The sequence below is a fragment of the Niallia laureatilytica genome (genome assembly GCF_046613985.1).
Taxonomy (GTDB): domain Bacteria; phylum Bacillota; class Bacilli; order Bacillales; family Cytobacillaceae; genus Niallia.
Map to the genome: position 1 here is coordinate 1002884 of NZ_JBKKHP010000001.1, position 21333 is coordinate 1024216.

The following is a 21333-nucleotide window of genomic DNA, read 5'->3' on the forward strand; positions in this document are numbered from 1 at the left end:
TATTGCATAAAAAAAGAAAATATGTTCTTACTTTTTCATTGTCTATACGAATTCCTTATAGCAAAGCCTAATTCATTTTAATATGGAAGTTTTTTCGTGTTTCCAAACTCCAACAATCATAATTCCCCCAGTTTGTCCATATGTATGATTAAGAGAATAATAGGGACTGTGAGGTTGACAAGATGAACCAAGAACCATTTTTCCCGGCATTTATAGAAAGCTATTTTATTGCCCTTGGTGTTGTGCTCGGAGGTGCCCTGTTAGGCGGTTTAGCCGCATTTATGACAGGCAAGCCTCTCTTGACAGAAATAACGAAATTGTCGGATATGATTAGGATTTGGGCGATTGTTACAGCTATAGGCGGCACTTTCGATGCAATCAATACAATTGAAAAGGGTATTTATGACGCCGGAACGAAAGATCTTTTCAAACAGATACTATTGATTGTTTCTGCATTCGGCGGGGCCCATACTGGTGCAACGATCTTACGATGGATAACACAGGAGTATATTTAACATGAGGATACCACCGTTTTATAAAAATGTTTCCCTTCAGCGTTTTTTTGCTGGAATGGTGATAGGAGGCTTTATAAGCTGGTGTGTCTTTCTGTTTATGTTTGGTGTTTGGCAAGAAAGGTACAGCACTGAAATAAAAAATCAAAAAAGCACGATTGCAGACTTAGAAAAAGATAAGGAAATATGGCAGCAGGAGTTTTCCGAGCTGAATAAAAAAGCGGAGGAAAAACTGACAATACAAGGAATAGTCGTGAAAATAAACAGCAAAGACAAGGAAAAATACGATATCAAACCATTTAATGCTTTAGAAATGGAAGATGCTATTAAGGAAGATCTGCGGACAATTGTGGCTAAAGATATGGAGCTTGTATATAAAAGCCGGGCCCTGCTCAAGAAATCTATCGAAAATAAAGTGGTCGAATCAGATCAAAAGCGCTACAGATTCAAAGTCTCTGAGCTTATCATTTATACGACTGTATATGTAGAGCTGAGTGTAACCTTTGCCGATTAGCAGTATGATAAAAAACCCAAGAAATAATTCTTGGGTTTTTATTTTTTATTTACAAAGCTCATCTAAATCACGGATAACGTCTTGTGCAACATCCCAGCTAAATATACTCGCTCCAGATGCGAGGGGATGACCGCCCCCATTGTACTTTTTCGCAAGGACATTAATAATAGGACCTTTAGAGCGGAATCTGACCCTGATTTGATCGTCTTCTTCAATAAAGAACACCCATGCTGTAATACCCTTTACGCTTCCCAGTTCGCCGACAAGTAACGAAGCTTGCGAAGGAACAGCCTCAAAACGGCTTAATACCTCCTTATCAAGCTTCATATATGCTGCTCCGCTTGGAAGCATCGTAAAATTCTGCAGCACATATCCATTTAATTTAACGATATTTGGTTCAAGCTCATACATTTGATTGTACATGTCAGGCCGTGTGAAGTTGTAATTTATTAATTCTCCTGCATAGCTGAAGGTTTTTTCTGTTGTGCTTGGATATAAAAACCTGCCTGTATCTCCGACAATGCCGGCATAAAGCAGTCTTGCTCCTTCATCGTTCAGCTTCAAGCCTTGATCTTTGCCAAATAAATAAAATTCATAAATCATTTCGCTTACAGAGCTTGCCGAAGTATCGACCCAAACAATATCCCCGTATGGATCGTCATTAGGATGATGGTCAATTTTTATCAGCATACGCCCTTTTGTATATCTACTATCACATACTCTTTCTTGATTGGCAGTATCGCAAACAATAACTAAAGCATTCTCATACATGCTGTCCTCAATTACATCAAGTCTTCGTAAAAAATGAAGCGATTCTTCTTCCTTCCCTACTGTATAAACTTTTTTGGCAGGGAAAGATTTTTTGATGATTTCAGCCAAGCCTCCTTGAGATCCATATGCATCTGGATCTGGACGGACATGCCTGTGGATTATAATGGTTTCAAATTGTTTAATTGCATCTAATATGCTTTGTTTCATCTTCTATTTCTCTCCTTTCTAGTGTCTGTCAATTAACTGGCACATCATCATAGCCTTGCCGACAAGCACGCCTTGATTGAACACTTCTACATCGACTTTCCCAAATTTCCGGCCAACTTCCAGGATTTTCGGGACTATTTCAATGGTGCTGTCAATCTGAACTGGTTTTATAAAATAGATTGTTAAGTTTTCCACCACTAAATCGCCTTTTTTATGCCCTCTCAGCACTCGGTTTGCAGCTTCTGCAACAATGGTGGTGAACACTCCATAAGAAATGGTTCCTAAGTGATTTGTCATCTGCGGGGTAACTTCGCAAGTAAAGGAATTTTCTGACTTCGGTTTGCCTTTAGAAACATTGATTTGTTTTGTAATGATATCATCAATTGTTTCGCCAATCTGCGGCTGTCTCTGATTCATCTGCAGCGCTTTTAAGACATCCTGTCTGCTTATGATTCCCTGGAGCCTATTTGCTTCATCAACTACTGGAAGCAGCTCAATCCCTTCCCAAACCATAATGTGGGAGCAAGAGGCTACACTTGTTTTGCCGCCGACTGTAACAGGGCTTTTCGTCATAATCTTTTCAACTGATATTTCCTTTTGTTTACCGATAATATCTTTCGAAGTAACCATGCCTTGTACTTTCATGTTGGCATCAACAACTGGAAACCTGCCATGCATTGTCTCTTCATTATATTTCTGCCACATGGAAACAGGATCATCTGTCTTTAAATAAATCGTCTCTTCCAAAGGAGTCAGAACATCCTCTACAAGCACTATTTCCTTTTTAATCAACTGATCATAGATTGCCCTGTTGATCATGGTAGCAACAGTAAAGGAATCATAGCTTGTTAAAATAATCGGAAGCTGCAGCTCATCAGCAAGCCGCTTCACATGTTCCTCTGTATCAAATCCACCGGTAATTAAAACAGCCGCACCTGCTCTTAATACATGCTCCTGAGCCTTTATTCTGTTCCCAATGATCATTAAATTGCCTGCACCTGTATAGCGCATCATTGCATCTAGTTTCATCGCTCCAATGACAAATCGGTTTAGGGTTTTATGAAGTCCATCCCTTCCGCCAAGAACTTGTCCATCTACAATATTTACTACCTCAGCAAATGTCAGCTTTTCAATATTTTCTTTCTTTTTTCTTTCAATCCTTATCGTTCCAACCCGTTCAATCGTGCTGACATACCCTTTATTCTCAGCCTCCTTAATAGCACGATAGGCTGTTCCTTCGCTTACGCTCAGCGCCTTTGCGATTTGCCTGACGGAAATTTTTTCTCCAACGGGCAGTTCGTCGATATAATTCAGAATCTGTTCATGTTTTGTTGCCACTGTTCACCCTCCTTTTGGGTTTCATTCTCTATGTAGTCAACTCATAAACCTAATGAAAACGGGTAAGTTTAGTGAGTTTAGCTCTTTCGGTTGTCTTCTCTTTTATTATAGAATGTCCACTCGTTCGATTCAATCCAATATGTATATAACAGTGAAATTTTTATCGTCTTAATTATTAGTACAGTTTTGACCATTTAGTTATTTAATACTTGTATGACAAAGAAAAAAGAAAGTAACGAAAGAATTGTTACAAATAATTCATATATCTGTTATAGAATTAGAAGCAAAAAAAGAAGCTTGCCAAATCCCTTCTTCATTATCCACCAATGTTGCCCAATTATGCGAATGGACTCACCTGTGATTGAGAAGCTTTGACAAGCTTAAGTATTTTATTGATAGTAACGGATTTTTCTTTTCTTTTGCAGCTGCTGAAGTGTTTTTTTACTGTTCTGTTGTTTTGCTTTTGGCGTATACAGCAATGCAGTTAAGTTTCCTGCAAGCACAAAGATGGCAAATGCGAGCCAAGTAACAGAAAAGATTCCTGCCAAGCCAGCATCATACGGAGCAAGCCTTGGTACACCATAATATAAAAGAACACCACATAACAGAATGCATAATAAATACCGATTCTTCTTCATATTTTTCCTCCTTTTTTCACTTATAACCATTCTATGCGGACAAGTTTAAAAAAAGTCATTCTTCTTGAATATTTCGCATTACTAAAGGTTTACAAGCAATGGAGTTGTTGATAATCTTAAGAAGCGATAACATATATTAAGATAATGTTTAACTTTATTAAAGGAGGAATTATTCCTTGGAGAAGCAATTAAAGGAACTATCAACATGGATGGAACAAGAGGCAATCGATTTCACCTTCTTGACATCAACAGATAATATTTTTTATTTGAGCGGATTTTACAGTGATCCACATGAAAGACTACTGGCACTGATACTTTTCCCAAAAGAAGAACCGATTCTTGTATGTCCTGCAATGGAGCAAAATGATGCAAGAAATGCAGGCTGGAAGTATGACATAATCGGTTATAGTGACACGGATAATCCATGGGAAACAATTCAGGAAAAAGTCAGCAAAAAATCAGCAGCAAAACGAATTGCTGTTGAAAAAGAACATATGAATATTTCTAGATATGAAGCATTACAGCAATATTTCCCTGCCATTGAGAAATACTTGCCTGCAGAGGAAAAGCTGAATGAAGTGAGAATGGTCAAATCAGAGCAAGAGCTTTCCAAAATCCGCGAAGCTTGCAAGTGGGCAGATTATGCGATTGAGGTTGGCTGCAGCGAGATTGCAGAAGGCAAAACAGAAATGGAAATTTTGGCTGCCATTGAGTATGAATTGAAGAAAAAAGGCATCGGCAAAATGTCCTTCTCCACAATGGTGCTAACAGGCAAAAACGGTGCGTCACCACACGGCACTCCAGGGAATACAAAAATCAAAAAGGGAGATTTAGTTCTGTTTGATTTAGGCGTTGTTGTGGATGGCTATTGTTCCGATATTACAAGAACGGTAGCTTTCGGGGATATAAATGATGAACAGCAAAAGATATATGACACAGTATTGAAAGCCCAGCTCGCTGCTCTTGATGCATCTGTTCCTGGAGCTAAATGTATGGATGTGGACATGGCAGCACGAAATGTGATTAAGGACGCTGGTTATGGAGAGTATTTTCCACATCGCCTTGGACATGGTCTTGGTATAAGTGTTCATGAGTTTCCATCCCTCACATCAACAAATCCACTTACATTAAAAGCGGGTATGGTTTATACAATTGAGCCAGGTATATATGTGCCAAATGTAGCAGGTGTGCGAATCGAAGATGATGTGTATGTAACGAAAGATGGCGTGGAAATCCTGACGAAGTTTCCGAAAGAGCTTCAAGTAATTTCATAATGAATGAAGAAGGGGCTGACTCAAATGACCGTTTAACGGAGTTTTGAGTCAGTTTTTTTGCTTATTTCTCTTCTTGGCTGCGGATAATCAAGCTGTCAATGGCGCCGTCATTATAGGCGTCCATCACTTGTGCCGTAACTTCCAAATGACCATTTTCATCATAATCAAAGTTCGGGTTTCCCTTTATTTCCCTCATGATGGCTGTCCCCTCCTGTTTTGAAATGCTTTTTTATTTTTGCTTATTAAAGTTAATGTTATGCAATAGGAGGGTATATAATTAAATAGAAGAAATAGGAGGGTGTTAATATGGGGTTAACGTATAAGAAAATCATTGTTGCTGTCGACGGTTCGGAGCAAGGAGAAAAAGCCTTTGAAAAGGCTGTATCTATTGCAGCAGAAAATAATGCAAAGCTTATTTTAGCACATGTTATTGACACACGTTCTTTCGCTACAGTTGCAGCATTTGATCAATCTGTTGCTTCGAAAGCAGACGAATTTGCCAAAGAAATAATGGAAAAGTATACAAGGAAGGCAGCCCAAGGCGGTGTAGAAAATGTGGAGAAAGCAATTGAATTCGGATCACCAAGAGCTGTTATTCCAAGGGATATTGCCGAGAAATATGATGCCGATTTGATTATTTGCGGCGCTACTGGATTGAATACAGTGGAACGTTTTATTATCGGCAGTGTTTCTGAGGGAATTGCCCGCAATGCGCCATGTGATGTGCTTATTGTAAGAAATGGAATATAAGAAAGAGAGAGGCATCCCAACGGATGCCTCTCTTAAATTATGCCTTCGCAAAAGAATCAAGGCATGTTTTTGCTTTTTTAATAGCTTGTTCGACTTGCTGGAATCCAGTTCCGCCTGCACTGTTTCTTCTTTGTACAGCCGTTCTCGGATTGAGCACCTCGTAAATATCTCCTTCAAACAGCGGGCTTGCAGCTTGAAGTTCATCCAGCGGCAAATCTGCCAAAAAGCATTGTTTCTGCACACAGTGCAGCACTAATTTGCCTACAACCTCATGTGCTTCTCTAAACGGCATGCCTTTGTCTGATAAATAGTCGGCCAGTTCTGTTGCATTAGAAAAGTCATTTTTTGTTGCTTGCTCCATTGCATTTGTCTGAACCTTCATCGTCTGAACCATGCCAGCAAAAATCTTCAAAGAACCTGCTACTGTTTTGACAGTATCAAACATTCCTTCTTTGTCTTCTTGCATGTCTTTATTATAAGCAAGAGGAAGTCCCTTTAAGACAGTCAGCAATCCCATTAAATTACCGTAGACTCTGCCTGTTTTTCCTCTGATTAGTTCTGCCATATCCGGATTTTTCTTCTGCGGCATGATGCTGCTTCCTGTTGAGAAGCTGTCATCCAGTTCAATAAATTTAAACTCCTGGCTTGACCAAAGAATGATTTCCTCACTGAATCTAGATAGATGCATCATTAAGATACTGCTCGAAGATAAAAACTCCAAGATAAAATCACGGTCGCTGACAGCATCCATGCTATTCTCATAAATACCTTCAAAATCCAAAAGTTCAGCAGTTCTGTAACGATCGATAGGGAAAGTTGTCCCTGCTAATGCTCCTGCACCAAGCGGCGAGACATTAATGCGGTTCAAGTTTTCCTTGTATCTCGCTTTATCTCGTTCAAACATCCAAAAATAAGCCATCAGATGATGAGCAAAGGATATAGGCTGTGCTCTTTGCAAATGTGTATACCCAGGCATAATCGTTTCGATGTTGGCTTCCGCCTTTTCGAGCAACGCACCTTGAAGCTCCTCTAAAAGAGCAATGATATTCTTTACTTGCTTGCGCAAATACAAATGCATATCTGTTGCAACCTGATCATTACGGCTTCTTCCAGTATGAAGCTTGCCGCCAACAGGACCAACCAGTTCTGTCAGTTGGCTTTCAAGATTAAGATGGATATCTTCCAATTTAACAGAGAACTCAAGCTCTTCCTTGTTTGCTTTTTCTTTTAATAGAAGCAATCCAGCTTTGATTTTTTCCGCTTCCTCTATACTTAGAATTCCTGTTTCAGAAAGCATTGCCACATGGGCAATGCTTCCGTCAATGTCTTCTAAGACTAGCTCTTGATCAAAGGAGATGGATGCGCCGAATTCGTCTACCCATTCTTCTGCAGATTTTGTAAATCTGCCTCCCCATAATTTCTTCACACTGTCACCTTCTTGCTGTTTTCCACAATGCTTTGCACTTTTGTTGGCAGCCCCCATAGTTTAATGAAGCCAACAGCAGCTGCATGATCGAATTCATCATCTGAAGTGTATGTTGCCAGCTTTTCATCATACAAGGAGTTAGGAGATTTTCTTCCTTCAACGATTGCATGACCTTTAAATAGCTTAACACGTACAGTTCCTGTCACATTCTTTTGCGTTTCTTTCAGGAATGCCTGAAGAGCATTTGTTATTGGAGAGAACCATAAGCCTTCATAAATAACTTCCGTGATTTTCTTTTCGATAACTGGCTTGAAGTGAGCAACTTCTTTTACAAGCGTAATGTCTTCGAGCTCTTTATGTGCTTGGATAAGTGTAATAGCACCAGGGCACTCATAAACCTCACGTGATTTAATCCCAACAAGGCGGTTTTCTACATGATCAATACGTCCTACTCCATGCTTACCTGCCAATTTATTCAGCTCAAGGATTAAATCAGACAATTTGTATGAAATGCCGTCAATGCTGACTGGAATACCTTCTTTAAAGTCTATTTCGATAATGTCCGGCGTATCAGGCGCATTTTCTAGACTTACTGTTAAATCATATGCATCTTCCGGCGGTGCCGCCCATGGATCTTCTAAAATTCCGCACTCATTGCTGCGTCCCCATAAGTTTTGGTCAATAGAGAATGGGCTGTCTAAGTTAATTGGAATCGGAATATTTTTCTCTTTCGCATATTCGATTTCTTCTTCACGAGACCAACCCCATTCGCGCACTGGCGCCAACACCTTTAAGTTCGGGTTAAGAGCTTGGATAGAAACCTCAAAACGCACTTGGTCATTTCCTTTTCCTGTGCATCCGTGTGCAACAGCTACTGCATTTTCTTTTTCTGCCACTTCAACAAGTTTTTTTGCAATTAACGGTCTTGAAAGTGCAGAAACTAGCGGATATTTTCCTTCATATAATGTATGTGCCTGCATCGCTATCAAAGCAAAATCCTGTGCAAATTCTTCTTTTGCATCAATTACATATGATTGAACAGCTCCAACTGTTAGAGCCTTTTCTTGAATAAATTTCAAGTCCTTACCTTCTCCAACATCAAGACAGCAAGCAACTACATCAAAACCTTGATCTTGTAGCCATTTGATTGCTACGGATGTATCTAAACCACCTGAATATGCTAATACAACTTTTGGATTCGCCATGAGCGTTTTCCTCCTATATATACGAATAATTATTCATTTATTTATATTTTTATTCAAAAACTATACTAAACACTTTAGCAACTTTTTAAGAGAATTTCAAGCTTTTATTCTATAAAAATACAAAAATATTTATATTTATAATAATGCCTCTATACATACACTCAGGACGTCTAAAAGTATTTGTTGTCACATCAGTATTTTCATTGCCGGTTATAAAAAAAAACCGTAAAAAAAAGGAGGCTCTCCTCCCTTTTATGCAAAATCTTATTCAAATGTTCCTTATTTTTTATGTAGTTCACTGATGACATGGCTGAGCTCTGGAAGTATAAGTTTCTTCATTCCAAGCATTACAGCTCCTGTTGAACCTGGCATTGCAAAGACTGCACGCTCGCCAACCGTCCCGGCAATTGCTCTTGACAGCATAGCTGCTGCTCCAATATCCTCTGTATAGCTAAGCATCCTAAAAAGCTCACCAAACCCGCTTATTTCCTTTGTTAACAATGGTGCGACTGCTTCAATTGTGACATCTCTTGGAGAAATCCCCGTTCCCCCGTTCAAAATAATTGCTTGTGCTTCTGTATTTTTCAATAGTTCTGTTTGAATTTCCTTTATTTCATCTTTGACAATCACATAATTAGCTGTATAATGGCCTGCCGCTTCCAACAATTCCATTATTGTCTTTCCGCTTTTATCATCAGCCTCTGTTCTTGTATCACTCACTGTAATTACTTTGCACTTAATATGAGTATAATTCTTATTATTATGAGTATTTATGCTCAAACCTGCTTCCTCTCCTTTATTTTCTGCTTAACTTTGCAGCTTTTCATACAGATACCGGCGCTGGTAAAACTTATAAATAAATTCTGTTATCTTTTTCGTATACTGATAATTGGCCCCCGCACCGATAAACATGCTGACAAAAGGCATTTTCTTATATGTCTTTTTACCAAATAGAAAAATAAAAAACATTTTCATTGTCTGCTGCAACATGACCTCTGCCACTTCCGAACTTGCAACGTTTTCTGTTCCTTCATAAAAATAATTGTTCGGTCGTCCCAGCTCTTCCATTAATTCTGCCCAAGCCTTGCCTTGAAGTCTTTTTGGCAGGCATGCACCATGAAGAACCTTTAATGCAGTCATTATTTCAGTAGGAGTGTTGCCTGGTGAACCAAACAAGGAAGATATTTGCTGACAAAATCTTATATTGATTGCCATCAGTCCCAAAAAGTCAGAAGCTGCCGCTGCAACACCGCCAGTTCCTGTAATACTGCCTTGAAAACAGGCATACAAACGGTGTTTCGCCATTTGCTGCTGCCCAATAAAGTGGAGTTGATCAATTGTTAAAGACTTCATATCCGTTATTTCCGTAATATTCTCATTAAATATTCTAGCGGTTGACAGCATTCGCTCATTTGCATTTTCGTGAAGGCTGGAACTTAAAAGCATCGTATATGCATGAAATAAAGAATTATCAATAACTGCATAAATATCCTGCCACTTGCTTTCTTCTATATATGACATGCTTTTTTTCACATACTTTTCATATAAACTCACCATATCATTCTTTTCATATGAAAGCAGTTCTCTCTCCCACTCAGATAGCTCCTTAAGTACTTCTTCTTCTCTAAATGTCAGCATAATACAGCTCCTTTCAAGTTACCAAAGCCTTTAGTATTTACAGTATATCATTTGGCCAGGCACTAGCATTGTATCCATACATAAAAAAAGACAATCTTTTGCAATTACAAAAGATTGTCTTTCCCTTTTAATACAGCTTACACACTTGCAATTCTTGCAACGTCGCGTGCAATCATAACTTCTTCATTTGTTGGGATTACCATAACTTTTACTGGTGAGTGAGGATAGTTAATAAATGATTCCTCACCAGAAATTTTATTTAGTGATTGATCCCAATAAACTCCCATAAATTCAAGGCCTTTCAACACTCGTGCACGAACAACTTCACTGTTTTCACCGATACCAGCTGTGAAGATGATTGCATCTACACCGTTCATGCCAGAAGCGTAAGAACCAATATATTTATGAATATGCTCAGCAAATACTGTCAATGCCAATTCAGCACGGTCATTTCCAGATTGAGCTTGTTCTGTAATATCACGAAGGTCACTTGAGAATCCGGAAATTCCTAGCAATCCGCTTTTTTTGTTCAATACTTGCAGTACTTCATCTGCAGATTGGTCTGTTTTTTCCATGATATATGGAATCAAGGCAGGGTCGATGTTACCTGAACGAGTCCCCATTGTTACACCAGCAAGCGGTGTGAAGCCCATAGAAGTATCAATTGATTTACCGCCTTCGATTGCAGCGATACTTGCTCCGTTACCTAAGTGACAAGAAATCAAACGAAGCTGGTCAATTGGACGGCCTAGCATTTCTGCAGCGCGTTGTGAAACATATTTATGGCTTGTTCCATGGAAACCGTACTTACGAATACCGTATTTTTCATAGTATTCATAAGGAAGACTGTATAGATAAGAGCTTTCAGGCATTGTTTGGTGGAAAGCAGTATCAAATACAGCAACAGCCGGCACATCTGGAAGAACGTTTTGGAATGCACGGATTCCAGTCAAGTTAGCTGGATTGTGCAGTGGAGCCAATTCAGACAGCTTGTCGATCTTCTCCATAACTTCATCTGTAATTAAAGCAGAATCAGCAAACTCTTCTCCACCATGTACAACGCGGTGTCCGATACCTTCAATTTCATCTAATGATTTAATGATTCCAAGTTCTGTCAACTTATTCAAAAGAATAGTAACTGCTACCTCGTGATCAGGAATGTCTGTCACTTCTTTGATTTTTTCACCATTAACGGAAATATTGAATACTGCCTCATTTAAACCGATTCGTTCAATAAGACCTTTTGTGATTACGTCCTCACTTGGCATTTCAAACAGCTGGAACTTAAGTGAAGAACTTCCTGCGTTGATCGCAATAATTTTTGCCATAAAGTATTTTACTCCCCTTTTATATAACAACATTTTATTGTGCTAATCTGACATTGAACAGCTTCATATAATAACCTTACTGGACAAATATCTCTCAATTTCTCATTTAAACATTGTGTCACAAACATTTCAAGTTATATTGATACAGTTCTTTGTTTTTTTCTTGTTTTTTTGTTATTTTCGTGAATTTGTCCAAAAAACAAGGAAAAACTTTTATATAATAGTGTCAGACTGTATTAGTACAAATGCTGTTTTTTTATAGAACAGGTATACGTGTACTTTTGGCGTTACGGTCTGTTTTTTACTGCTTGTTTTCTGTCAGCCATTGTTCAACCTGGCCGAGTATTTTTTCCATTGCCTGCATATTAGAGAAGCTTGGAATGCTTGCAAGGAGCACTTGTTTCGGTGCCTTTATAGTATCTCCTTTTTTCTGCAATATCAAAATGCTTTTTCCTGCCTGTTTATTTTTAAATAATGTCAATGGAAGCTGCATGATGGCTTGAATATGAACGGCATCCTTTAAATAAGCATGAAGTTTAGGTGCCTGTTCACTTTCAAATAATCCATTTGGAACCATAAAAAATCCAAATCCACCAGGTTTTAAATGATTGATGGACTGCTCGATAAAAAGATGATGGGCATAAGAATGACCGCTGTCTGCCTTAAGCTCATACTCACTTGCACCAACATCATTTGGATAGTATCCTACTGGCAGATCACTTATAACAATGTCCACTGGATCGATGAACAATTTCTCAAGACTGTCCTGATTAAAGAACTCTATTGGCTGTTCCTGAAGATTCGCATTGACATACGCAAGCTGAAGAAGTAAATCATCGATGTCTACCCCAATCGCCTCTGCTTGCTTGTCACCTTGTTGGTTAATGACAGATGTTAACAAATTGCCTGTGCCTACAGCCAAGTCTAGTAGACGCAGTTCTTTTTCTGTATAGAACTTTTGCACAAGATAACCAATAAACATTCCAATTGAATCTGGTGTCATCTGGTGATTAGGCTGTGTGTTTTCTTTCATGCCTTTTAAGATTGCCAACTGAAAGCTTTTACGGATATCCTCTTTGCTGAATGCTGAAAGCGAAATGGTCTCATAGCTTTTAGCAAGTCTTTTCTTTGCAATCTCGCTAATTTCTTCCTGCAAGATTGCTTCCTGGAAGATATTTTCTCCCGTTTCAGCTAACGCTTCTAAATAGGTACAGTGCAGTTCTTCTTGAAGCACTGTAGCTGTTTCATTAAAAATAGTAAATAATTGTTCGACAGGACTTATTTTCATGCCTCTCACCTATCTTTCCTATATGTTAAGTTAATTTTTACTAATCCCGCACAGAAAAAGCCTCGAAACTCTTTCGAGACTTTCTGCGTTATTCCCGATTACTCACAAATCACTTATTATTTTGCAGCCTTTACTGCTTCTATAGCTGCATCATAATTCGGATGATTACTCGCCTCTTCCACATATTCGGCATATGTAACAACGTCGTTTGAATCCACAACAAAAGTAGCTCGTGCAAGCAAACGCAGCTCTTCCATTACTACACCGTACGCTTTGCCGAAGGAAAGATCTTTATGGTCTGATACAGTAATGACATTTTCCAATCCGGCAGCAGCACACCATCTTCTTTGAGCGAAGGGAAGGTCTGCACTTACTGTAATTACTTCTACATTATCAAGTTTTGCAGCCTCTTCATTAAAGCGTCTCGTTTGAGCATCGCATACACCCGTGTCAATGGATGGGATGACACTGAATAAGCGTACCTTTCCTTTAGAGCTATCCAGCGTAATTTCCGTCATGTCGTTTGCCAACACTTTAAAGTCAGGAGCCTTGTCTCCAACCTTTATCTCATTGCCAATTAATGTGACGGGGTTGTTTTTGAATGTTACTGCAGGCATTAAAGTCACCCTTCCCGTAATTTTAATATGTATATGTGTTTATCATAGCGATACACGGGTCTATTTGCAAAGAAAATGTCTGCTAAAAAAATAATAGTCTGATTCCACAGGCTAAAAAAGACTGCCTTAAAATGTGGTTTCAGACCTATTATCTATTATTAAAATTCAATATCTTCCTTCTTGCTGGCAGTTTGGCTGGAAGATTGCTGCTGCTGTCCGGAACCTGACTGGCTGTCTCCGTTTTTAGAGAACATTTGCTGAATTTTATCAACAGCTTGCGGAGCAAAATCCAATAGTTTTTCATATAGGTGTGTGCTTTCGTCAAGGTGAACCATTTTTACTCCTTGGCCATTAACAATTAAGAATGCTATTGGCGTAATAGAAACTCCGCCGCCGCTTCCGCCGCCAAATGGGTGTTTGCTTACACCATTGTCATGCAAAGAATGATCTTCAAGAGTAAATTCACTTCCACCTGCTGCAAACCCGAAACCAACCTTTGAAACAGTAAGGATTACACTGCCGTCCGGAGTTTCAACAGGGTCTCCGATAATCGTATTGACATCGATCATTTCCTTTAAGTTTTCCATTGCAGTTGTCATTAAGCCTTGTATTGGATGATCAGACATGTTTATTCCTCCATTTTCGTTATTCATTATTATTTTTGGATGGCCGGCGCTTCATTATTTGCTTTTAAATGAGGCATACCGCCCTTCCAATATTTCACTAGTTTAATTCCTGCAATCATAGCATGCCCTAAGCGAAATCGAATCATACACTTAAATAAAGTTTCTGAAGCATTGCGCTGGAATTGCGGATATATATGTATATGAGGCATATTTTGCATTTTCATATAATTGCTGATGATACCGATAATCGCACCTTTAACCGCCCAAACAGCTCCTGCTATCGCCCCTGTATGGGCAGCATCTCCCAGTCCGATAATGGAGCTCCATTCGATATCCTTTATGCGGACTTTTGACAGTAAATAGCGGAAAATGCGGTGAAAGCCTACAACATGCTGAAGCAGTTCCTTTGTGTTGGAAAAGGTATTAAGTAAATCGTCGCCTGTAAATTGGTTTGTCTTCTTATCACCTTTCTGTTCAGGTCCATCCTCTCCAACCTTCACTTTTGTTTCTTCTTTAACAACAAGAGAAGGAGAGTTATCATCTACTTTAATCAGCGGGAATTTCTTCTTGATTCTTATCAGACCAAAAAACACTCTAATTTCAATAGAAAGATCATCATTGTCTTTTGCATGGTAATATCGTATCCTTACAGTAATTTTCATCAATAAAAGCAGTAAAAACAAAAGAAGAAGGCATAGAATAATGATGCCGATGATGAATATAACTCTCACACTGTGCACATCCTTTCAGCCTTACTATTATTTGCTAATGAATAAAAAAATAAACCTGCCATAAAGGCAGGTTTCTCTTGAACTTATATGCTAGCGTCTTTCGTGTACAACAGCAGTATCTGCAAATAAATCATGCAAGCCTTGTTTCTTTGGCAGAAATGCGACTAGAAGATAGAGAATAAAAATACTTGCAGATATAAATCTGCCTATCCACTCCCGGAAAATAACGGTGTCCCACGTTAATTGATCTTTCTTCAAGGGAATTACCTTCAAACCGAAAATCATTTTTCCTAACGTCTGCTTAAAATACTTTGTCATCAATACAAAATACAGGTAGAAAACGAATGCTGTCAGAATATTTATGGCAGAAAACAGGCCCGTGTTTTCCGTAGACAAGTCCATTAAGCGAAATATAGGATAAATTATAATCCGGTGTATGCTAGTAATGATAATGATATCAGCAATATACGCCCAAAACCGCATCCAAAAACCAGCATAATGATGTAAATCATTTTTCGTACTTGCCTGTTCTTCAGCATGTCCAGTGAGTTGATCGGTTCCTGTGTTTGTTATATCCATATCCATTTATCCGACCCCCTATTCTGCATACAAGTACATAAGCCGCGGTGAATTTGCATTAGTTGCGATTGTAAGAATATTGGCCAACTCACGCTCTTCTCCGCTAAGCAAACTTTTTGCTGACATGCCAAACATGGAAGCCAAGCTTCCTGAATCGCTATAGCTCACAACCATTGCATCATTCCACTTATAGTCAGCTTTCATCGCAGCAATGACATCATCCAAGTAACCAAAATCATCTATTAAATTCAAATCCTTCGCCTGTCTGCCGTCATAAATTCGGCCATCGGCAATCTCTCTGACTTTATCCTCTTTTATGCCTCTGCCTTCTGAAATAACCTTTACAAATCCATCATAGGAATTGTTAATCATCGTCTGAAGAATATCTCTTTCTTCATCTGTCATTTCTCTTGTAGAACTCATGATATCTTTATATGGACCGCTTTTGATTGTCACAAATTCAACCCCGTACTTCTCAGCAAGTCCTTCGAAATTATAACCTGACATAATAACACCTAATGATCCTGTCATCGTTTCCTGGCTGGCGTAGATTTTGTCAGCAGGTGCCGAGATATAATACCCTCCCGAAGCCGCCATTGATCCCATTGAAACATATACAGGCTTTTTAGTTTCTTCTTGTATTTCGACGATTTTGTCATGGATTTCTGCACTTTCGACAACTCCTCCGCCTGGGGAGTTCACCCTAAGAATTATCCCTTTAACATCGGAATCATCCTTCACTTTATCAAGCTTTTTCATAAAGGCTTTGTGATTGTATCCCGCAGATGAAAGGATTGATTGAGTATCTCCAGTATCCTGAATCGTCCCATCCACTTCAAGCACAGCTATTTTATTAAACTCATCTCCACTCTCCAACGTAGTTTCTGCAAATTCCTCTTCACTGCTTGCCATTAAATCGGAAAAAACACTGCTGAAATCAGTAGTTAACGCTGTCGACACAAAGCTTGTGATTATTGAAAACACAAAAATGAATCCAGCGATTCCAAGTGCCGCCCATCTTTTTTTATTCATTGCTTATGTATCCCTCCTTCTCCTTACTTTCTACGAATGACTATAATAAATGTTTCAAGATTCTTCTGTTTTATAGTCTGCTTATAAGAATAAGTTCATTCTTAACTAGCAAGAGACTCTATATGACTTCTTAAATTTCTGCGCTTTTTTTGCCTTTTGCACTGCTTGCATGAGAAAACAGCTTTGTCTTTGATAAAGAATAAATCGATAATGCAGCCCAAATAAACAGGAAGGATAATAAATGGGTTGTTGTAAATGGTTCATCATAAACAAATACACCTAAAATAAGAGTCAAAGTTGGTGTCATATATTGGATGAATCCCAGCATGGATAGTGGTATTCGTTGAGCACCTTTAGCAAAAAATAGGAGCGGAACTGCTGTTAACACACCAGAAAGAATGACTAACAAATCCAATTGTGGTGAAACTGCCAGAAAAGCATGGTCTCCCTTAACAAATAAATAAGCAATATACATTAATGCAATTGGTGTTATAAACAATGTTTCTAATGTGAGCCCTATACTTGAATCAATTGAAATAAGCTTCTTGGCCAAACCATATAATCCAAACGTGAATGCAAGGGACAAAGCTATCCATGGAAAGCTTCCATGGGAAAAGGTTAAAATTATTACTCCAATGGCTGCTAAACCGACAGAAACATACTGTGTTTTTGTCAATTTTTCCTTCAGCACAATCATGCCAAGCAATACGCTGACTAAAGGATTAATATAATAGCCAAGACTAGTTTCAATAATTTGGTCTGCATTAACTGCCCAAATATAGATAAACCAATTGCAGCTAACTAACAAAGAAGCAACAAATAGCATCAAGCCTTGTTTTTTATTAGTTTTGAAACTGGAAAGCACTCCAATCAGTTTTTTCCATTTCTTTGTTACTGTTATTAGCAATACCATAAATACAAAAGACCATAACACTCGATTTGCGAGAATTTCGTCTGCTCCTACCCCTTGCAGATTCTTCCAATAAATCGGAAATAACCCCCAGATTAAGTAAGCGATGGCAGCATACAGCACTCCCGTTTTCATTTGGTTATCCTTCATCTTTATCTCTTCTTTCTATTTTCGAAATATTTCATATTATAATTCTATTCCAGATAATGCACAACCCGAAATTTTCCAAAAAAGAAAAAGAGATTAAGTATTCCTTAATCTCTCTCTTCTTTTTGATATACAGTTTCACTTGCAATAATAGTTTGTACAACTTGTACTTTCTGGATATCTTTAGGCTCTATTGTAAATAAATCTTGATCAAGCACCGTGAAATCTGCAAGATATCCTTTTTCAATTACGCCTCTGTCTTTTTCATGGCAAATAGCATAGGCGCTGCCCTTTGTATACAAGCTTACTGCTTCATATACAGATAATGCTTGTTCCGGCATATAGCCTGCTCCGCTTAAATCTTCTGTATTCGTTCTCGTCACGGCAGCATAAATACCTGCAAGAGGGTCAGCGGATTCAATTGGTGCATCAGAACCGCCTGCACAATGAAGTCCGCTTTTGAGCAATGTTTTCCATGCATAACAATATTTCATATTATCCTTGCCAAGTCGGTCATACACCCATGGAAAATCTGATGTAACAAAGCTAGGCTGAATATCTAGTATAAGGGGAAGGCCTTTCATACGGTTGATTAAGTCTTCACGCAGCATGGTTGCATGAATGAGTCTGTCTCTGCCGTATCCCTTTAACGGATGCTTCTCAATCATTTGTAAGACCATATCAAAAGCGGCATCCCCAATAGCATGCACTGCTACAGGCATATTATTTTCTCTTGCCTTCTTGATTAGCTCCTCTAACTGCTCCATTGTAAAGATGCTGACACCTTGTGTGGAGGGATCATCAGCATAAGGTCTGCTTAAAAATGCTGTCCTCCCGCCAAATGCGCCATCTGCAAATATTTTCATGGCGCCAAATTCTACCCAATCTCCCCCAGATTGATAAGTATTTCCGGACTTCACCATCTCATCAAAAACACGATGATGTACAAGCAAATGTGCCCTAAACAGATGCCCCTCTTCTTCTATCACTTCCTTGAAGGCTGTTTGAGTTCCCTCAAAACCGTGATAATAAAATAAATCTTCTGTATGAGCACCTGTCAAACCAAGTCTGTAAGCATCCTTGATGCCTTCACGTAATGCATTTTTAACATATTCATGACTTTTCTCAGGTATGACCTTAGTAATAAGCTCCTGCGCTTTATCCTTCAATACCCCAGTAATGGCACCTGTTTCATCTCTTTCTATTACTCCGCCAAAGGGCTCTTCTGTCTTATTTGTCACGTTTGCTAATTGTAATGCCTTTGAATTCACTGCAATGGCGTGTTTGCAGATTCTGTCCAAAACAACTGGATTATTCGGGATTGCTTTATCAAGTTCTTCTTTAGTGAGTGGAGATTTGTCATCCCAAATATTCTCATTCCAGCCTCCCCCTAAAATCCATTCACCTGCTGTTGCCTTCTTTCCTGCTTTCTTTATAAGCTGCAATGCAGCTTCTTTTGAAATACATGCGGACAGGTCGAGACGAAGCAGTCTTTCCCCATGTCCAATAAGATGCATATGACTGTCCACAAAGCCCGGCAGCATGGCAGCACCTTTTAAATGGACCTGATCCGTTATGTTGCTTCTATATTTTTTTTCAAGCGTCTGTTTATCGCCATAATCGACTATAAGCTGTCCTTCTGTATATACAGCCTCTATCATTTCGCCCTCTTGCTTCATTGTGTATATTGTTCCACCATAAAATAAAGTACCCATTCTTTTCCTCCTAAACAAATAAGCAGCTATGTATATATTTTGCATACATGCTGCTTATTCCTTCTTTGCTTATAGGGTATTTCATAAACCGAAATTTCGGTTATCCATTGTTTTTCTGTTCATTATCCCTTAGTTCCACTCTTCTTGTTTTACCAGAAGCTGTTTTAGGAAGCTCATTGATAAATTCAATCTTACGCGGATATTTATAAGGCGCAGTCATAGTCTTAACATGTGTCTGCAATTCCTTCACTAACTCATCTGTCCCTTCGATACCATCACGAAGCACAATAAATGCTTTTACGACATTTCCTCTGATAGGGTCTGGACTTGCGACAACAGCACACTCTTTTACTGCAGTATGTTTAACTAGTGCATCTTCGACTTCAAATGGCCCGATTGTATAGCCAGAGCTTATGATGATATCATCACTTCTGCCTTCAAACCAGAAATAACCGTCTGCATCCTTTTTCGCTCTGTCGCCAGTAATATAGTATTCGCCTCTGAACTGCTGTCTAGTCCGCTCCGGCTCTTTAAAGTACTCTTTAAATAAAGCAGGTGTGTCTTTATGGACAGCAATATCGCCAACTTCTCCCACTGCACATGGTTTACCATTTTCGTCGACAACTTCAACAATATTTCCAGGTGTTGGTTTGCCCATCGAACCTGGACGAAGTGGAACTCCTTTTGTAATGCCTAACAGCAGCGTATTTTCTGTTTGGCCATATCCATCTCGTACATCAAGATTGAAATGAGCTTTGAATACATCGATTACTTCTCTGTTCAGCGGCTCTCCTGCTGAAACTGCACTTCGTAAGCTAGGAAGCTTGAATGAACCGATATCTTCTACTTTAGCCATCAGGCGATACTCTGTAGGAGTACAGCATAATACATTGATTTCATAGTCTTCGAGCAGCTGTAAATATTTGCGAGGATCGAACTTGCCGTGGTAAACAAATCCGACTGCACCTGATCCTAATACGGAAAGAAGCGGACTCCAAACCCATTTCTGCCAGCCAGGTCCAGCTGTAGCCCAAACTAAGTCGCCACTTTCAATACACAGCCAGTTTGGCGCAGCTGTACGAAGGTGAGCATATGCCCAGCCATGTGTATGTACAACACCTTTTGGATTACCTGTAGTTCCAGACGTATACGAAATAAATGCTGTATCTGATTTTTTTGTTATCGTTAACTCCAACTCATCAGAAGCGTCTACTGCTGCTTCATCTAAATATCTCCATCCATCTGCTTCTTTGCCGATAACAAATCGTTTCAGGCTGTTGAGCTCTTCTACTTTGTTAAGCTCGTCCAAAAATGGATAATAGCTGATGACAGCTTTCACTTCACCGTGTGTAATCCTGTATTGCAGATCCTTCGCCCGAAGCATTTCTGAGCTTGGAAGGATTGTAAGCCCTAATTTCAGTGCAGCTATGTATACTTGGTACGCTTCAATCAGTCTTGGTACAATGACCAATACAACATCACCTTTTACAAGGCCCGCTTCCTTAAAAACATTGCCCATCTTATTTGCCTGCTGCATAAGTTGGCTGTATGTAATTTCTTGCTTATCTCCGCTTTCATTTTGCCAGCGCAATGCAAGCCTTTCTTTGTTTTGCGCAAACTTTTCAATCTCGGAAACGAAGTTATACATTTCCGGAGCCAATAATTCTTCCCGACCCATTTCATTTCCCCCTAGTGATTAGGTTTAAAAATACTTATGTCATTATACTACTAACTCTTTCATTTTTAAAATATTTCATTTTCGCTAAGGAGATAATTAGTGATTTATAAGCAAAAAGAGATGAGGCAAAGGCCTCATCTCTATCGCCATATTATTTTATTATTGTTGGTATCCGCCACCAAGTTGTTGTTCAGCCATTTGAACTAGACGTTTAGTGATTTCACCACCAACAGAACCGTTAGCGCGAGCAGTTGTTTCTGCACCTAAGTTAACGCCAAATTCTGAAGCGATTTCATATTTCATTTGTTGTAGAGCTTGGTCTGCACCAGGTACTACTAAGTTATTGCTGCTGTTGTTGTTTGCCATGTGTATCACCTCCTTGTTGATAATAGAATGTGTAATACACATG

General features: G+C 39.0%; 23 protein-coding genes. 4 read left to right on the forward strand and 19 right to left on the reverse strand.

Annotated elements, in window-relative coordinates; all coding sequences use genetic code 11:
• The first annotated feature begins 182 nt into the window (after positions 1–182).
• Both ytrH and ytrI read left to right on the forward strand, forming a co-directional pair.
• The gene (gene ytrH / locus ACLIJJ_RS05065) at positions 183–515 is read left to right on the forward strand and encodes a sporulation membrane protein YtrH (RefSeq protein WP_233317424.1); all 333 of its coding nucleotides are present in this window, start codon (positions 183–185) and stop codon (positions 513–515) included.
• Between the two features lies 1 nt (position 516).
• Complete coding sequence (ytrI, locus tag ACLIJJ_RS05070) at positions 517–1026, forward strand: sporulation membrane protein YtrI (protein WP_233317423.1); 510 nt, start codon at positions 517–519, stop codon at positions 1024–1026.
• Positions 1027–1071: 45 nt separating this feature from the next.
• Here ytrI and ACLIJJ_RS05075 read toward each other — a convergent pair whose 3' ends face one another.
• From ACLIJJ_RS05075 to ACLIJJ_RS05085, 3 genes are all read right to left on the reverse strand, one after another.
• Complete coding sequence (locus ACLIJJ_RS05075) at positions 1072–2004, reverse strand: DHH family phosphoesterase (RefSeq protein ID WP_411410608.1); 933 nt, start codon at positions 2002–2004, stop codon at positions 1072–1074.
• Between the two features lie 18 nt (positions 2005–2022).
• Positions 2023–3342: a DRTGG domain-containing protein gene (locus ACLIJJ_RS05080; RefSeq protein WP_233317421.1), complete on the reverse strand. Its 1320-nt coding sequence runs from the start codon at positions 3340–3342 to the stop codon at positions 2023–2025.
• Positions 3343–3731: 389 nt separating this feature from the next.
• Positions 3732–3980, reverse strand: coding sequence for a hypothetical protein (locus ACLIJJ_RS05085; RefSeq protein WP_233317420.1), 249 nt, complete (start codon positions 3978–3980; stop codon positions 3732–3734).
• Between the two features lie 176 nt (positions 3981–4156).
• On the opposite strand from ACLIJJ_RS05085, the gene ACLIJJ_RS05090 reads away from it, so the two are divergent.
• Positions 4157–5254 carry a M24 family metallopeptidase gene (locus tag ACLIJJ_RS05090; protein WP_411410609.1) on the forward strand — a complete coding sequence of 366 codons (1098 nt, stop codon included), beginning with the start codon at positions 4157–4159 and terminating at the stop codon, positions 5252–5254.
• A 61-nt stretch (positions 5255–5315) separates the two neighbouring features.
• Here ACLIJJ_RS05090 and ACLIJJ_RS05095 read toward each other — a convergent pair whose 3' ends face one another.
• Positions 5316–5450 (reverse strand): hypothetical protein, encoded by a 135-nt coding sequence (locus tag ACLIJJ_RS05095; RefSeq protein ID WP_267913463.1) that lies wholly within the window; start codon positions 5448–5450, stop codon positions 5316–5318.
• 110 nt (positions 5451–5560) lie between these two features.
• On the opposite strand from ACLIJJ_RS05095, the gene ACLIJJ_RS05100 reads away from it, so the two are divergent.
• Entirely contained in the window at positions 5561–6004 is a 444-nt protein-coding gene (locus ACLIJJ_RS05100; RefSeq protein WP_233317418.1) for a universal stress protein, read from the forward strand.
• A 37-nt stretch (positions 6005–6041) separates the two neighbouring features.
• On the opposite strand, the gene argH is transcribed toward ACLIJJ_RS05100, so the two are convergent.
• The 15 genes from argH to ACLIJJ_RS05175 all read right to left on the reverse strand — a co-directional run bounded on the left by argH (position 6042) and on the right by ACLIJJ_RS05175 (position 21290).
• Positions 6042–7430 carry an argininosuccinate lyase gene (argH, locus tag ACLIJJ_RS05105; RefSeq protein WP_411410610.1) on the reverse strand — a complete coding sequence of 463 codons (1389 nt, stop codon included), beginning with the start codon at positions 7428–7430 and terminating at the stop codon, positions 6042–6044.
• Positions 7427–8635 carry an argininosuccinate synthase gene (locus tag ACLIJJ_RS05110; RefSeq protein ID WP_233317416.1) on the reverse strand — a complete coding sequence of 403 codons (1209 nt, stop codon included), beginning with the start codon at positions 8633–8635 and terminating at the stop codon, positions 7427–7429. Before ACLIJJ_RS05110 ends, argH begins: the two co-directional genes overlap by 4 nt.
• A gap of 279 nt (positions 8636–8914) precedes the next feature.
• Positions 8915–9415 carry a MogA/MoaB family molybdenum cofactor biosynthesis protein gene (locus ACLIJJ_RS05115; RefSeq protein ID WP_237941798.1) on the reverse strand — a complete coding sequence of 167 codons (501 nt, stop codon included), beginning with the start codon at positions 9413–9415 and terminating at the stop codon, positions 8915–8917.
• A gap of 27 nt (positions 9416–9442) precedes the next feature.
• A complete protein-coding gene (locus ACLIJJ_RS05120) occupies positions 9443–10273 on the reverse strand; it encodes an EcsC family protein (protein ID WP_233317414.1) in 831 nt (276 codons plus the stop codon).
• A gap of 137 nt (positions 10274–10410) precedes the next feature.
• Positions 10411–11601 carry an acetate kinase gene (locus ACLIJJ_RS05125; protein WP_233317413.1) on the reverse strand — a complete coding sequence of 397 codons (1191 nt, stop codon included), beginning with the start codon at positions 11599–11601 and terminating at the stop codon, positions 10411–10413.
• 301 nt (positions 11602–11902) lie between these two features.
• The gene (locus tag ACLIJJ_RS05130) at positions 11903–12889 is read right to left on the reverse strand and encodes a class I SAM-dependent methyltransferase (RefSeq protein WP_233317412.1); all 987 of its coding nucleotides are present in this window, start codon (positions 12887–12889) and stop codon (positions 11903–11905) included.
• Between the two features lie 116 nt (positions 12890–13005).
• The gene (tpx, locus tag ACLIJJ_RS05135; RefSeq protein ID WP_411410611.1) at positions 13006–13506 is read right to left on the reverse strand and encodes a thiol peroxidase; all 501 of its coding nucleotides are present in this window, start codon (positions 13504–13506) and stop codon (positions 13006–13008) included.
• A gap of 158 nt (positions 13507–13664) precedes the next feature.
• Entirely contained in the window at positions 13665–14132 is a 468-nt protein-coding gene (gene ytfJ / locus ACLIJJ_RS05140; RefSeq protein ID WP_233317410.1) for a GerW family sporulation protein, read from the reverse strand.
• Positions 14133–14161: 29 nt separating this feature from the next.
• Positions 14162–14863 (reverse strand): DUF2953 domain-containing protein, encoded by a 702-nt coding sequence (locus tag ACLIJJ_RS05145; protein WP_233317409.1) that lies wholly within the window; start codon positions 14861–14863, stop codon positions 14162–14164.
• A gap of 90 nt (positions 14864–14953) precedes the next feature.
• Positions 14954–15442, reverse strand: a complete 489-nt coding sequence (locus ACLIJJ_RS05150) for an RDD family protein (protein WP_411410635.1) — start codon at positions 15440–15442, stop codon at positions 14954–14956.
• Positions 15443–15460: 18 nt separating this feature from the next.
• Positions 15461–16474, reverse strand: a complete 1014-nt coding sequence (gene sppA, locus ACLIJJ_RS05155; RefSeq protein ID WP_237941800.1) for a signal peptide peptidase SppA — start codon at positions 16472–16474, stop codon at positions 15461–15463.
• A gap of 130 nt (positions 16475–16604) precedes the next feature.
• Positions 16605–17534 carry an EamA family transporter RarD gene (rarD, locus tag ACLIJJ_RS05160; RefSeq protein WP_233317407.1) on the reverse strand — a complete coding sequence of 310 codons (930 nt, stop codon included), beginning with the start codon at positions 17532–17534 and terminating at the stop codon, positions 16605–16607.
• A 104-nt stretch (positions 17535–17638) separates the two neighbouring features.
• Complete coding sequence (locus ACLIJJ_RS05165) at positions 17639–19246, reverse strand: amidohydrolase (RefSeq protein WP_233317406.1); 1608 nt, start codon at positions 19244–19246, stop codon at positions 17639–17641.
• A gap of 100 nt (positions 19247–19346) precedes the next feature.
• Positions 19347–20924, reverse strand: a complete 1578-nt coding sequence (mbcS, locus tag ACLIJJ_RS05170; RefSeq protein ID WP_411410612.1) for an acyl-CoA synthetase MbcS — start codon at positions 20922–20924, stop codon at positions 19347–19349.
• A gap of 159 nt (positions 20925–21083) precedes the next feature.
• On the reverse strand, positions 21084–21290 hold the full coding sequence (locus ACLIJJ_RS05175; RefSeq protein WP_233317404.1) for an alpha/beta-type small acid-soluble spore protein: 207 nt from the start codon (positions 21288–21290) through the stop codon (positions 21084–21086).
• Between the last annotated feature and the right edge of the window lie 43 nt (positions 21291–21333).

What these genes read in the sequence shown, in the direction of transcription:
- ytrH (WP_233317424.1), top strand. Translation starts at nt 183, where the DNA reads ATGAACCAAGAACCATTTTTCCCGGCATTTATAGAAAGCTATTTTATT.
- ytrI (WP_233317423.1), top strand. Translation starts at nt 517, where the DNA reads ATGAGGATACCACCGTTTTATAAAAATGTTTCCCTTCAGCGTTTTTTT.
- ACLIJJ_RS05075 (WP_411410608.1), bottom strand. Translation starts at nt 2,004, where the DNA reads ATGAAACAAAGCATATTAGATGCAATTAAACAATTTGAAACCATTATA.
- ACLIJJ_RS05085 (WP_233317420.1), bottom strand. Translation starts at nt 3,980, where the DNA reads ATGAAGAAGAATCGGTATTTATTATGCATTCTGTTATGTGGTGTTCTT.
- ACLIJJ_RS05095 (WP_267913463.1), bottom strand. Translation starts at nt 5,450, where the DNA reads ATGAGGGAAATAAAGGGAAACCCGAACTTTGATTATGATGAAAATGGT.
- ACLIJJ_RS05100 (WP_233317418.1), top strand. Translation starts at nt 5,561, where the DNA reads ATGGGGTTAACGTATAAGAAAATCATTGTTGCTGTCGACGGTTCGGAG.
- ACLIJJ_RS05110 (WP_233317416.1), bottom strand. Translation starts at nt 8,635, where the DNA reads ATGGCGAATCCAAAAGTTGTATTAGCATATTCAGGTGGTTTAGATACA.
- ACLIJJ_RS05120 (WP_233317414.1), bottom strand. Translation starts at nt 10,273, where the DNA reads ATGCTGACATTTAGAGAAGAAGAAGTACTTAAGGAGCTATCTGAGTGG.
- ACLIJJ_RS05125 (WP_233317413.1), bottom strand. Translation starts at nt 11,601, where the DNA reads ATGGCAAAAATTATTGCGATCAACGCAGGAAGTTCTTCACTTAAGTTC.
- ACLIJJ_RS05130 (WP_233317412.1), bottom strand. Translation starts at nt 12,889, where the DNA reads ATGAAAATAAGTCCTGTCGAACAATTATTTACTATTTTTAATGAAACA.
- tpx (WP_411410611.1), bottom strand. Translation starts at nt 13,506, where the DNA reads ATGCCTGCAGTAACATTCAAAAACAACCCCGTCACATTAATTGGCAAT.
- ytfJ (WP_233317410.1), bottom strand. Translation starts at nt 14,132, where the DNA reads ATGTCTGATCATCCAATACAAGGCTTAATGACAACTGCAATGGAAAAC.
- ACLIJJ_RS05150 (WP_411410635.1), bottom strand. Translation starts at nt 15,442, where the DNA reads ATGGATATAACAAACACAGGAACCGATCAACTCACTGGACATGCTGAA.
- sppA (WP_237941800.1), bottom strand. Translation starts at nt 16,474, where the DNA reads ATGAATAAAAAAAGATGGGCGGCACTTGGAATCGCTGGATTCATTTTT.
- rarD (WP_233317407.1), bottom strand. Translation starts at nt 17,534, where the DNA reads ATGAAGGATAACCAAATGAAAACGGGAGTGCTGTATGCTGCCATCGCT.
- ACLIJJ_RS05165 (WP_233317406.1), bottom strand. Translation starts at nt 19,246, where the DNA reads ATGGGTACTTTATTTTATGGTGGAACAATATACACAATGAAGCAAGAG.
- mbcS (WP_411410612.1), bottom strand. Translation starts at nt 20,924, where the DNA reads ATGGGTCGGGAAGAATTATTGGCTCCGGAAATGTATAACTTCGTTTCC.
- ACLIJJ_RS05175 (WP_233317404.1), bottom strand. Translation starts at nt 21,290, where the DNA reads ATGGCAAACAACAACAGCAGCAATAACTTAGTAGTACCTGGTGCAGAC.